Genomic DNA, 12996 nt, shown 5'->3' with positions numbered 1-12996 from the left:
ACAAAACATAATTTGGTGATTATGTCGAGAGATCACCTTGCCATGCGTTGCTTCCCGTCGAAGAAGAGTAGATTTATGAAAAAAATTGGGGAGGATTATTACTATCATGCAAAAGCCAATCGATTTGTCGCGCCAGCGTTCCACTCGCCTGCTCGTGTCCGGAGCCAGCGCACTGGCACTCGCAGCCATCAGTTCTGCCGCTCAGGCGCAGGCCGACACGGAAGAGGACGCATCGCCTCCTCCCAGCGACGAGCGAATCGTCGTTACTGGTTCGCGCATCCAGTCCGATGGCATGCAGGCGCCAGTCCCGGTCACTGTTGTGGGTTCGCAAGAACTGGAGGCGCTGTCTCCTGGCGCACTGATCAATGGCGTATCACAGCTGCCGCAGTTTCTCGGCAATGAAACCCCCAACAGCGGCGGTGCCTATTTTACCCGTTCCGGCTTCGGCACGCTGAACCTGCGCGGTCTCGGCATCAACCGCACGCTCACGCTGCTCAACGGGCGCCGCGTGCCCGCCAGCAGTGCTTTCGGCGGTGTCGATATCAACTTGTTCCCCGAATCTGTCATCAGCTCGGTAGAAACCACTACCGGCGGTGCTTCGGCGGCCTACGGCTCGGATGCAGTTGCAGGTGTGGTCAACTTCAAGCTCGACACCAATTTCACCGGTCTCGAAGTGAACGCTCAGGTTGGCATAACCAGCCGCGAAGATGGTGAGAATTACGAGCTCTCAGGTGCATTCGGCACGCCATTTGCCGGTGGTCGCGGACACTTCATCGTGGCTGGCGAATACTTCAACCACGATGGCATTTTCAGCTATCAGGATCGCGACTGGTACCAAGCCGTTGGTACCTTTGGCAGCGGCACGGCGGCAGATCCCTATCGTTTCGTGCCCGGCACGGTTTCAGCTAATGCCAGCTTCGATGGTCGCATCTTTGCTCCGGGCACCGCGATCCACGCGATGGAATTCAACCCCGACGGCAGCATTGGCGCTTACAACCCGGGCTCGGAAAGCCAGTTCCCATTCGGCATCCCGCCGGCGCGCACGGCAGGCGGCAACAACGATAACTTGGGCGCGGAACTGCCCACGCTCTATCCGGAGCTGGAGCGAATCTCGGCCTTCGCTTATGCCGATTACGAGGTGAGTGATAGCTTGAAGGTGTTCGGCCAGTACATCTTCGGTCGCACCGAGCTGTTCCAGTACAACGTCATCCAGTCCAGCTTTGGTGGCACGCCTACCGCACTGACCATCTTTCAGGACAATGCTTTTCTGCCTAGCGACTTGCGACAAACGATGATCGACAACGAAATCGACAGCTTTATCCTGCGTCGTCGGGGTACGCTGAACGATGTTGGCGGAAATAGTCTCGATGATACATTCACCCAGCACATCGGCACGGTCGGCTTCGAGTGGGATCTCGACACCGGCGGCGTTTTTGACGGTTGGTCGGTCGACGGGTTCTACCAGTATGGCGAGACGACTCGTGAATGGGGCCAGTTCGGCCTTCGCGTGGATCGCATCTTTGCTGCTGTCGACGCGGTCGACGATGGATCCGGCAACATAGTGTGTCGCACCTCGCTGTTCGGCAATGCCTTCCCCGGATGTCAACCGCTGAACCTGTTCGGCGAAGGCAACGCTTCTGCCGCTGCCGTGGACTACGTGACGGGGTTCGAATCGGGACAATCGATCTCCACGCCGCTGTTCTTTGCCGACGACGGCTTCGACAGCGGGCGGACCTATGACTACACCACCACAGACCGCAAGCTGAACGTCACCACCTTCGAACAGCAGTTTGCCGAGCTTTCGGCAGCCGGCGATATCGCAGATCTGTGGGCTGGCCCGATCGCCGGTGCCTTCGGCGTGTCTTATCGCCGCGACGAAGTGCTGCAGCTGGTGCAGGACGTCACCAATCCGCCGTCTGACCATGAAAACGGCCATCCTGTGCTTTGCAACGGCGAGGCGCCCGGCCTGCGCGGCGTGAGCGTGCCCGATTGTCTCAACACGGTTGGTGTGCAGTATTCCAAAGTCTCCAACATCAAAGGCTCGTCCACTGTGTGGGAAGGCTTCGGCGAAGTGCTCTTGCCGCTCTACGACAGTGATGGATTAGGCATTTTCGCCAATGGTGCCGTGCGCTGGGCAGACTATTCGGGGTCCGGTTCCGTCTGGGCCTATAAGGGAGGTCTCGAACTGGAGTTTGGCGATTTCCGCCTGCGCGGCACCTACTCGCGCGACGTGCGCGCCGCCAACCTTTCGGAACGGTTCGACCGGACCGGTGGCTCCGCCACCATTACCGACGTGCGCGATAACAGCACGGTGACGGTCACCATTTTCTCCGGCGGCAACCCTGCCGTGAACCCGGAAGAGGCCGATACCTACACCATCGGCGCGGTATACCAGCCCAGCTTTGTGCCGGGCCTGTCGCTCTCGCTCGACTACTATGACATCACGATTGACGGGGCGATCGGCCAGGTCGGCACCCAGGGCATTGTTGCCGGTTGCTTCAACGACAACGTGCAGTCCTTCTGCGACCTGATCACGCTGAACCCGACCACTAACGATATCGTGTTGGTGGGCGACGTGTTCATCAACATCGATACCGCCACAGCGCGTGGCCTCGATTTCGAAGCCAGCTACAATTCCGACATCAACGTGTTCGGCGGCGACGAAGAGATTGACTTCCGGCTGTTCTCTGCCTGGTTGTTCGAACGCACCGAAACCAATGGCGGGCAGACTTTCGACCTTGCCGGACAGACCGGCGCTCGCCAGCTTTCGCAGGCCTACGAACAACTGCCTGACTTCCGCGTGACTGCCAGCCTTGGCTATCGCAACGGCGGATTTTCGAGCCGCATCGGCGTGCGCCACATCGGTGAAGGCATCCAGGACGTGTGCGGCCTGGGTGATAATTCGGCATGCCCAGCAGGCCAGCAGGTCGTGCTGGTCGACAACACGGTCGACGCCGTGACCTATGTCGACCTGCGGCTGGGCTATGAATTCGACCTGGGCAACACCGAACTGGAGGTGTTCGGCAACGTCACCAACCTGTTCGACGAAAATCCGCCGCTGACGCCTTCCTACAGTGCCTTCTTCGGCTACTCGACCCAGCAAAATCCGGGCGTGTACGACGTGCTGGGCACGCGCTTTACTCTCGGCATGCGCCTGCGCATGTGACTTTACTGCTTGGCGGGGTCGGGCTTCCTCCCTAGTCCGACCTCGCAATCCCTATTCATTCGCGTTCAATTGGAGGAACCCGGTCGTGGGCGACAACTCAAACATTGGCAATTTCACCCGCCGCGGTGCCATGGGGGCAGCAGGTGCAGCCACGCTCGCGATTACCGTCCCGGGGCTGGCTCATAGCCCGGGACGCAAGCCCAACTTCCTGTTCATCATGGCGGACGACCTCGGTTATGCCGACCTGTCCTGTTACGGGCGGCGGGAATACGAGACGCCCGTGCTCGACGGGCTGGCAGCGCAGGGGCTGAAGTTCACCCACGGCTATGCCAATTCGGCAGTCTGTTCGGCGACCCGCGTCGGCCTGATTACCGGCCGCTACCAGTACCGCCTCCGCGTCGGGCTGGAAGAGCCGCTGGGCAACCGCGAACTGGGCCTCGATCCCGCGCACCCGACCATGCCCTCGCTGCTGCGCGATGCGGGGTACCACACCGGCCTGGTCGGCAAGTGGCACCTTGGCTGGCTGCCGAACTTCGGCCCGCGGCTGAGCGGCTACGACGAATTCTGGGGCATCCGCGGCGGCGGCGTGGACTATTTCACCCATGATGTCGGCGGTAATCCCGACCTGTGGGACGGCGACGTGCAGATCGAGGAGGTCGGCTACATGACCGATCTCATGGGCGACCGCGCGATCGAATACCTCGATGAACGCGCGCAGGAAGACAAGCCGTGGCTGCTGTCGCTGCACTTCACGGCGCCGCACTGGCCGTGGGAAGCCAACAACGAAGAGGGCCGCGCCGAAAGCGCGCGCCTGGCCGAACACGGACCGACCATTCCCGGCTCGCTCGACATCACGCACTTCGATGGCGGCAACATGGAAACCTACGCCGGCATGGTCACCAGCCTCGATGCCAATGTCGGCCGCGTGCTTGCCCGCCTTGCCGAACTGGGCATGGAGCAGGACACGGTCGTGGTCTTCACCAGCGACAACGGCGGCGAGCGCTTCAGCGACAACTGGCCCTTTACCGGGATCAAGACCGAACTGCTCGAAGGCGGCATGCGGGTGCCCTTCATTGTCCGCTGGCCGGGCCTGACGCTGCCGGGCACCGAGACCGACGTACCCGCGCTGTCGATGGACTTCCTGCCCACCTTCCTCGCGGCGGCCGGAAGCGCGCCGCATCCCGACTATCCCAGCGACGGCGTGGACCTGCGTCCGGTACTGGCTGGCGGCAGCCTGCCCGAACGCACGCTGTTCTGGCGGTTCTGGGCCAAGGACCAGAAGGCCGCGCGGCGCGGCGACTTCAAGTACCTGTCGATCGGCGGCGAGGAATATCTCTTCAACGTCGTCAGGGACCCGCTGGAGCGCGCCAACCTGAAGTTCCGCGAGCCGGAAATCTTCGCCGAGCTGAAGGCCGCCTTCGACACCTGGAACGAAGGCATGCTGCACGATCCCGATGCCAGCTCCTATCGCTTCACGCCGAGAGAACTGGCGGACCATTTCGGCTGGGATAGTTGACAAAGTCCGCCTCGATACGGCCTAATCGCCGGAGAGGACTGGGAGAGGACAGGGACATGGTCCGGACATTGGCACCAATGGCCATGCTGGTGGCGCTGGCTGCTTGCGCCGAGACTGCTGTCGAGCCTGCGCCAGCGCAGGTGGCGGAAGCATCGCAGGTGGAGCGGACCGAAGCACCGCAAGGCGACCGCGTGCTCTTGTGGGGCGACACCCATGTCCACTCGATCAATTCGATCGACGCCTTCAGCTCGGGCATGGCCAATGCCGATATCGACACCGCCTATCGCTTCGCGCGCGGGCAGCCGGTGATCTTCCCGCGCACCGGCCAACGCGTACAGATCGACCGCCCGCTCGATTTCATGGTCATGGCGGATCACGCCGTCGGCCTTGGCGTTTCCAGCCGTATTGCTGCCGGCGATCCGGAGATCATGCGCTATCCCATCGCCCAGCGGCTGAACGAGATATACCGTGAGCAGGGCGGCCGGGCGCTGACCAATGCCGTCATGGGCTTTGGCGGCAATTCCCCGCTGACCGAGGATGAGCGGGCCGAGTTCGAAGCGCAGATGCGCAGCGACGCGGTGATGCGCGGCAGCTGGGAAGGGCAGATCGCTGCCGCCGAACGCTACAACGAACCGGGCGTCTTCACCGCGATGATCGGCTGGGAATGGACCTTCGCCCCGGACATGCGGAACATGCACCGCGTGGTCTTCACCAACCGCGACGGCGACGTGGCGCGGCAGTTCCTGCCTTTCGCCAACTACCAGGCCGAAGGACCGGAGGACCTCTACGATTTCTTCGAGCAGACGCAGGCGCGCACGGGGGCGGACTTCGTTGCCATCCCGCACAATTCGAACCTGTCCGACGGGCGCATGTTCGAACTGACCGACGTCAACGGCGATCCCTTCGATGCGGACTATGCGGCACAGCGAAACCGCTGGGAAACGGTGGTCGAGATCACCCAGTACAAGGGCAGCTCGGAAACCCATCCCGAACTCAGCCCGCGTGACGAATTCGCCGACTACGAACTGCGCAACATGCTGCTGACCGGGGTGCCGACCGAGGTGAGCCGTGGCTCTTACGTACGCAGCGCCTTGCTGATGGGCCTTGCCGAACAGCGGCGTATCGGGGTGAACCCGTTCCAGTACGGCATTATCGGTGCCTCCGACAGCCACACCGGCCTTTCCAGCCAGGAGGAGGACAACTTCTTCGGCAAGCTGGGCGAGGACTACCTCCCGCGTGACCGGCTTGGTCCCGATGCCGTGCCGATCATCTTTCCTGCGGCGCAGATGTCTGCTGCGGGCCTCGCGGGCGTCTGGGCGGACCACAATGATCGCCAGTCGATCTTCGATGCCTTCCGCCGCCGCGAGGTGTTCGGCACCAGCGGCCCGCGCATGCGGGTGCGGATGTTTGCCGGTTACGATTTCGCGCAGGCCGACCTCGACGCGGGCGACTGGGCGGCGCGCGGCTATGCCCGCGGCGTTCCCATGGGCGGCACCCTGCTGCCTGCCGACGGCCGCGCCCCGCGCTTCATGATCCAGGCCGTGCGTGACGATGCAGGCGCCAACCTTGACCGCGTGCAGGTGGTGAAGGGCTGGGTCGATGCGCGTGGGCAGACGCATGAGCGGATCTACGAAGTCGCATGGTCAGGCAACCGCAGCCTGCGTGCCAACGGCACCCTGCCGGCGGTGGGCAACACCGTGGACCTGGCGACCGCGCGCTACACCAACACCATCGGGGCGCAGGAGCTGGCGGCGGTCTGGACCGATCCCGATTTCGATCCAGACCAGGCGGCCTTCTACTACGTCCGCGTGCTGGAAATCCCGACGCCGCGCCATCACCTGTTCGATGCCCTGGCGCTGGGGATCGATCCGGCCACGATCGACATCCCGCCCACCATACAGGAACGCGCCTGGTCCTCGCCGGTTTGGTACAGGCCCTGATCGCTGCTACCCGGCAGCGGAGCTGCATGAGGTAGTAAAGTGGCGGACAATCCCGGTTTCATCGGCAAGCGGCGCAAGCTGAGCTGGAAGCTGATTGTCCTGATCTTCCTGCTACACCTGGCGGCGCTCTACGGCCTTGCCCGCTTGCTCGCGCCCGGGATGACCGCACGGGTGATCGAGGAAGCGACCACCTTCGTGACCGTCACCGTGGGTACTTACGAAGAGCCGGAGGCCGAACCGAGCATTTCCCCGCCACAGCCCGACGAAGGCGCTGCCGCCGAAGCAGGCGAGGAGGACGTGCCGCGCGAAGTGGTCGCGCCGCCGCAGCCCTTGCCGCGCCCGACACCGGCCCCGCAGGCTTCCTCCACCGGCAATGCCAATGCCTCGGGCGCAACCGAGGCGGGCGAAGGCACCGGTGCGGGCGGCGAGGGTATCGGCACCGGCAGCGGTCGGAGCGGCAGCGGGCAAGGCGGCGCGGTCGCGGTCGGCCCCTCTGTCCATTCCGGCGAGCTGAACGAGGCACGCGATTTCCCCATTCCCGAAGGTGGTCGCGGGTCTCGCTTCGGCAAGTCGGTGACCGTGCACTTCATCGTCACCACCGATGGCCGCGCACGCAATTGCACGGTTGCCAGCAGCAGCGTCGACGCCGCCGCCACCGCGCGCGTCTGCCCGCTGGTGGTGGAGCGCATCCGCTTCAATCCCGCCACCACGGCAGAGGGCACGCCGGTCGAGGCGCGCTACGGATATCGCGTCGACTTTCGTGCGCGATAGATATTGACGCAATTGCTGTGCTAGTGCCGCCGGTATGAGCTTGATCCATCCGGTAATCCTGTGCGGTGGCAGCGGCACGCGATTGTGGCCGGTCAGCCGCAAGGCCATGCCCAAACCCTTCCTGCCGCTGGTCGGCGAGGCGACCCTGTTCGAGGCGACGCTGGCCCGCACATCGGACCCGGCGCAGTTCGCCGCGCCGGTGATCGTGACGGGCGAGGCGCACCTGCCGCATGTCGAGGCGCAGCTGGGCGATACGGATGCCACGATCATCGTCGAGCCGGCAGCGAAGAACACCGCGCCCGCCATCGCCCTTGCCGCAGCGCGCTTGCCGGAAGACGCGGTCATGCTGGTCTGTCCCAGCGATCACCACATTGCCAACGTTGCGGCCTTCCACGTGGCGGCTCAGGCCGCGGCAGGGCTCGCCCGCAAGGATCACATGGTGGCCTTCGGCATTACCCCGAGCCTTCCCGAAACCGGCTATGGCTATATCCGTCGCGGGGCGGAGATCGCCGGCGGCTTCGCTGTCGAACAGTTCGTCGAAAAGCCCGCCCTTGACCGCGCCATACAGTTCCTCGCTTCGGGCGATTACAGCTGGAACGGCGGTATCTTCGCCTTCCGCGCCGGTGCATTCCTGGCCGAGCTGGCGCAGCATCGACCGGACATGGCAGAGGCGGTGCGGCAGGCGGTCGCGGCAGGAACAAGCGAGGGCGCGCGGTTCCATCCCGACGCCGCCAGCTTTGCCGCGATCTCCGGCGAGAGCGTGGACTATGCGGTGATGGAGGAAACCTCCCGCGCGGCCATGGTGCCGGTCGCCATGGGCTGGTCCGACATCGGCAACTGGCAGGCCCTGCGCGACGCGCGCGAAGGCGACGCGCATGGCAACCGCACACGCGGCAATGTCGAGCTGCTCGAATGTCGCGGCGTGCTGGCGGAAACCGACGGACCGCGCATTTCCGCCATCGGGCTCGCGGACATTGCCGTAGTGGTCAATGGCGACGAAGTGCTGGTAACAACGATGGATGGCGCCCAACTGGTGGGCAAGCTGTCCGGCGCGGCGAAGCAATAGGGGGCGTGGTGATGGGAGTACTCGGCACCGACGTCATGATCGCGCAGACCATCCAGCTGGCGCTCGCGCCGGTTTTCGTGCTGGTGGCCATTGGCGGGATCATGAACATCCTGTCGATGCGACTGGGCCGCGTGGTCGACCGCAGCCGCGAATTGCAGGAACTGCACGGCGAAACCAGTGGCAGCGAGCACGACAAGGTGGTGCGCGAGATCCGCAGCCTCGACCTGCGCATCGTCATCATCGGCCGCGCCATGCGCCTGCTGGTGATGGCGTCACTGTCCATTGGCGTGACGGTGGTGCTGCTGTTCCTTGAGGAATTCGCCCACGTTGGCCTCAATCCGGTGGCGGCGGGCACCTTCATACTCGCCATCGGGCTATTCATGTGGTCGCTGGTGCAGTTCCTGCGCGAAACGCGCGAGGCGACCGCGGCGCTGCGTATTCCCGAGATGTATCTTGAGCGGGAGCGCGATCTCTAGCCCGGCACGGTCAGCTCTGCGGCGGCTCAAGCAGGTTCTGGCCCTGCTTCCTGATCGCGCCTTCGATCATCGGGGTGAGGAAGCCCAAGGCCGCAGGCAAGGTCATGTGGAACACCACCTGCTGGTCCTCGATATCAATATGACCCGTCAGCGCCTGGCCCATGGCCTCGATCGCCATGTTCATGCGATCCTCGCTCGGCCAGCTGGTTTCGATTTCGGCCATGCCGCCGGGAATGGAATCGCCGATCCTGTGGGTGTTGTCGCGAAACCGGCGGCGGACTTCCTCGCGATCGAGGTTGTGCGGGATGGCGACCTGCATCAACCCGACTGCCTCAACCCGGGAGCCATCAGTTCGGCGACTTCTGGCGGTTGAAATCGAGCGGCACGCCCGAGCCCTGGTCAGCCAGCGGTTCGCCTTCGGCATCGCCGTACTTGTAATCGAGGTAGCGGTTCTTGATCGCGAGGTCGTCGAGCGAGCCTTCGGCCAGTTGCCGCGTCACGCTGTCGATCTCGCGGCTGACCTTGGCGAGGCTGTCGGTGAGCTGCCTGTCGGGCGTCGAGCCTGCGCGTTCCTCCGTGCGCAGGTGCGCGGGGATCTTGGTGTAGCTTTCGACCAGTTCGGGCAGGGTTTCGCCCACCAGCTTGCGCACTTCGCCAGCCGCAGGGTGCGCCGGGTCGACATGTTCAAGCTGCTGGCCAAGGCCGTCCAGCTGCACGCCGATCCGGTCCACCAGCGAGACAGCGGGCGCGGGCAGGGCCGGGCGCTGCTGTTCCAGCCACAGTTCCGTCCTCGCCACCAGCTGGCGGGCATCGGTGGTGCGCGTCAGGTCAATGCGCTTGGGCATCTTCACCTTCTGCGTCATCACCCCGCCGAACAGCAGGATCATCAGCACGATGACGATCATCATGCCCCAGAAGCCGATGCCGTTGATGATCGATCCGACAATGCCTGCGCCGACGAAGATGGCTAACACGCCTGCCAGCAGCGTGAGCAGCTGGCGCTTGAAGTGCTTCACCTTGACCCGCGCCGAGCCTTCGCCGATCGAGCCGCCGCTTAGCCGGTGGCGGCCGCCGTTCTGGTTGTCGCGCAGCAGCGAACGGCCTTCCGAAAGGAGGCGGTCGCTGTCACGGGTGAGGTCGTCAGCCATCGTTCGTGTGCTTACCCTTCGAGGCTCAGCAGGCTGGAGTCATTGACCTGCGCGGCAGCCTGGGCCTGCCCTTCCGCCCGCGCGATATAGCCCTTCGACTTCTCGACTTCGGTGGTGAGCACCTCGACCGTCTGCTTCATGGAATCGAGCGCGCGCAGCTTGAAGGTGTCGACCTCGTCCATGGTGTCGTAGATGTTCTGGAAGGCGCGCTGCAGCGTTTCCATCGGGATGGTGCTGCTGGCGGCCTGTTCGTGGATCTTGCTGGTATTGTCGCGCAGCATCTGGCTGGTGGAATCGATGATCCCCGCGGTCGTCTCGTTGAGCGCGGTGATCTGGCCCAGCACCAGCTTCTGGTTGGTCATGGCCTGCGCCACGGTAACCGCCGTGCGCAGGGCGCCGACGGTGGTGGTGCTGGCGCGATCCACGCCCTTCACCAGCTCGACATTGTTCTTCTTCACCAGGTCGAGTGCCAGGTAGCCCTGCACCGAAACCGCCATCTGCGTCAGCAGGTCCTGCGTGCGCTGGCGGACATAGAACAGCGCGGTCTCGCGGATGGCCTTGGCCTTCTGCGGGTCGGTCGCATCGAGTTCGTTGGCTTTTTCTTCCAGCTCGCCGTCCAGCGTGCGGGCGATGTGGATCATCTGCTCCAGGTTGCCCATGGCTTCCCACAGCTTCTGCCGTTCGACGTCGATCGCGGCATTGTCCATCAGCAGCTCGTCCTTGCCGCTGGAAAGGCGGGCGAGGATCGACTGGATGTGGCCCTGGGCCGAAGTGTAGCTGTCGAAGTAGTTCTTCAGCTTGTTGCCGAACGGAATGATGCCGAGGAACTTGCGCCCGGTCATCTTGCCGCGGCGGCCCGGATCGAGCTCTTCCACCGTGCGGCGCAGTTCGCTGAGGTCCGTGCCGACGCTGGTGTCGGTGTCCATGGCGCGCACCGGGCGGTCGAGGAAGCGGTTCGACATGGCGCTGGCGGCCATGATTTCCTTGCGGCCCATGTTGGTGATCTGGTCCACCTTCTTGCCGAAGTCCGGCGAATTGGCGTCCAGCGCGATCAGCTCGTCGACGAAGCCGTCGACCTTTTCCTGCAGCGCGGACTTCTTTTCCTCGCTGACCGGCACCAGGCCAGCCGCCTTGTCAGGCGCAACAGAGGGCACCGGATCCGGCGGAGTCAGGTTCAGCGCGGTATCGGTAGCAGTGGCGGTCTCGTTATTGGTAGCCATACGGCGTCGGTTCCCTCTTTGCCTGTCCCCAAACCCGGTTTGCGGTATCTATCTACTGTATTAGTCGCACAAGACACATGTTTCAAGTTTTGCCACCAAGAGTTTCTGCGATATTGCGCGGTAATGCAAACGGAACCCGTTCAGACCGAACCGCCAAGCCCAAGGTCCAGTTCGCTCGGATTCGCTCACGTCTTGACCACGTTCCAGCGCTGGTGGCGGCGCGACGTGATGGGGACCGTCGATCAGGCTGCGGTGATCGAAAAGCGCCGCGCGGAATGCGTGCTGTCGGCGCGCTACCTGCTGATGGTCTGCATGTCGGCCGGCATTGCCGTGCTGGGCTTGCTGCAGGGCTCGGCCGCGGTGGTGATCGGCGCCATGCTGCTGTCGCCGCTGATGGATCCGATCATGGGCGTGGGCTTTGCCCTGGCCGTGGGCGACTTCCGCTGGCTGCGGCAGGCGGGCAAGTCGCTGGCGATCGGCGTGCTGATGGCCATCCTGTTCACCGCGCTGGTGGTGTTCTTCTCGCCGCTGCAGACCATAACGTCGGAGATCGCCGCGCGTACCCGGCCGACGCTGTTCGACCTTGCCGTGGCCTTCTTCTCCTCGGTCGCGGGTGCCTATGCCATGATCCGCGGGCGCGAGGGCACTATCGTCGGCGTGGCCATTGCCACGGCCTTGATGCCGCCGCTGGCCGTGGTCGGCTTTGGCCTCGCCACCCTCAACGGCACCGTGTTCTGGGGCTCGCTGTTCCTGTTCATCACCAACCTTACCGCCATCGCCCTGACAGCGACGGGCATGGCGCGGCTCTACGGCTTCTCCACCAGCCTCTCCGAAAAGCAGACGCAGGTGCAGGTCGGCCTGATCTTCTTTGCCTTTGTCATCCTGGCCGTGCCGTTGTTCCTGTCGTTGCGGCAGATCGTGTTCGAATCGCAAGCAACGCGCCAGGCAAGCTCGATCGTGGTCGAAGTGTTTGGCGGGCGCGCCACGGTGTCGCAGCTGGAACCCAATTTCGATACCGACCCGATGGAAGTGACCGCCACCGTGCTCACCCCGCAGATCATCGGTGATGCCGAAAACCGCGCCGCCGAACGCATGACGAGCGCTCTTGGTCGCCCCGTAGATGTTTCGCTGACCCAGCTGCGCGTGGGCACCAGCGCCCAGGCGCAGGAAGAGGCGCAGCTGGCACATGCACGCCAGCAAGAGGCCGAAGCCCGCGCCCAGGCGCAGGACATCGCTGAGCGGCTGGCACTGCTCGCGGGCGTACCGACGGACTCGGTGACCGTGGACCGCGAACGGCGGCGCGCGCTGGTGACGGCGCGTCCGCTCGATGGCGCGACGCTCTATGCCTATGCCGAGCTGGAGCGCCGCATCGACGCGACCGAGCCCGAATGGGATATCCGCCTGACACCGCCGCTGCTGGCCTTGCCGGTCGTGACCTTCGAAGCCGGACCCGAGGGCGAGGACGGCGAACCGGCTGATCCGTTGTTCCTGCCCGATGCCCAGGGACGCCGCGCGATTTCGCTGGTTGCATGGGCGCAGGCGCGCACTGGCGTGCCCGTACGGGTCACCGGTCCGGAAGAGGCCATCGCCGCCGTGCGCACGGCGCTGTCGACGCACGATATCGCGGTGCAGGAAGAATGGACCGGCACAGGCTACGGCCCAGTGTCGGCCCGCTGGGCAACAGGGGAATAAC

10 protein-coding genes are annotated in these 12996 nt (G+C 64.2%); 7 read left to right on the top strand and 3 right to left on the bottom strand.

The window, feature by feature from the left end:
- Positions 1–106: 106 nt before the first annotated feature.
- The 6 genes from AAEO60_RS12365 to AAEO60_RS12340 all read left to right on the top strand — a co-directional run bounded on the left by AAEO60_RS12365 (position 107) and on the right by AAEO60_RS12340 (position 8935).
- Complete coding sequence (locus tag AAEO60_RS12365; protein ID WP_341674015.1) at positions 107–3166, top strand: TonB-dependent receptor domain-containing protein; 3060 nt, start codon at positions 107–109, stop codon at positions 3164–3166.
- 85 nt (positions 3167–3251) lie between these two features.
- Entirely contained in the window at positions 3252–4682 is a 1431-nt protein-coding gene (locus AAEO60_RS12360) for a sulfatase family protein (RefSeq protein WP_341674014.1), read from the top strand.
- A gap of 56 nt (positions 4683–4738) precedes the next feature.
- Positions 4739–6622: a DUF3604 domain-containing protein gene (locus tag AAEO60_RS12355; RefSeq protein WP_341674013.1), complete on the top strand. Its 1884-nt coding sequence runs from the start codon at positions 4739–4741 to the stop codon at positions 6620–6622.
- A gap of 39 nt (positions 6623–6661) precedes the next feature.
- Positions 6662–7393 carry an energy transducer TonB gene (locus AAEO60_RS12350; protein ID WP_341674012.1) on the top strand — a complete coding sequence of 244 codons (732 nt, stop codon included), beginning with the start codon at positions 6662–6664 and terminating at the stop codon, positions 7391–7393.
- A gap of 34 nt (positions 7394–7427) precedes the next feature.
- Positions 7428–8459, top strand: a complete 1032-nt coding sequence (locus AAEO60_RS12345; RefSeq protein ID WP_341674011.1) for a mannose-1-phosphate guanylyltransferase — start codon at positions 7428–7430, stop codon at positions 8457–8459.
- Positions 8460–8470: 11 nt separating this feature from the next.
- On the top strand, positions 8471–8935 hold the full coding sequence (locus tag AAEO60_RS12340; RefSeq protein WP_341674010.1) for a DUF2721 domain-containing protein: 465 nt from the start codon (positions 8471–8473) through the stop codon (positions 8933–8935).
- 10 nt (positions 8936–8945) lie between these two features.
- Here the strand turns inward: AAEO60_RS12340 and AAEO60_RS12335 are convergent, their stop codons facing one another.
- Genes AAEO60_RS12335 through AAEO60_RS12325 form a run of 3 tightly spaced genes read right to left on the bottom strand, consistent with a single transcriptional unit; the run spans position 8946 to position 11303 of the window.
- Positions 8946–9254, bottom strand: a complete 309-nt coding sequence (locus tag AAEO60_RS12335) for a polyhydroxyalkanoic acid system family protein (RefSeq protein ID WP_341674009.1) — start codon at positions 9252–9254, stop codon at positions 8946–8948.
- 28 nt (positions 9255–9282) lie between these two features.
- Positions 9283–10083, bottom strand: a complete 801-nt coding sequence (locus AAEO60_RS12330; RefSeq protein WP_341674008.1) for a hypothetical protein — start codon at positions 10081–10083, stop codon at positions 9283–9285.
- Positions 10084–10094: 11 nt separating this feature from the next.
- Positions 10095–11303, bottom strand: coding sequence for a toxic anion resistance protein (locus tag AAEO60_RS12325; protein ID WP_341674007.1), 1209 nt, complete (start codon positions 11301–11303; stop codon positions 10095–10097).
- A 192-nt stretch (positions 11304–11495) separates the two neighbouring features.
- On the opposite strand from AAEO60_RS12325, the gene AAEO60_RS12320 reads away from it, so the two are divergent.
- Entirely contained in the window at positions 11496–12995 is a 1500-nt protein-coding gene (locus AAEO60_RS12320) for a DUF389 domain-containing protein (RefSeq protein WP_341674006.1), read from the top strand.
- The last annotated feature ends 1 nt before the right edge of the window (position 12996 follow it).

The organism is Aurantiacibacter gilvus, from assembly GCF_038289935.1.
Taxonomy (GTDB): Bacteria; Pseudomonadota; Alphaproteobacteria; order Sphingomonadales; family Sphingomonadaceae; genus Alteraurantiacibacter; species Alteraurantiacibacter gilvus.
Note: the sequence above shows the minus strand (reverse complement) of the source record. Positions and strands in the feature narration are given on the sequence as shown.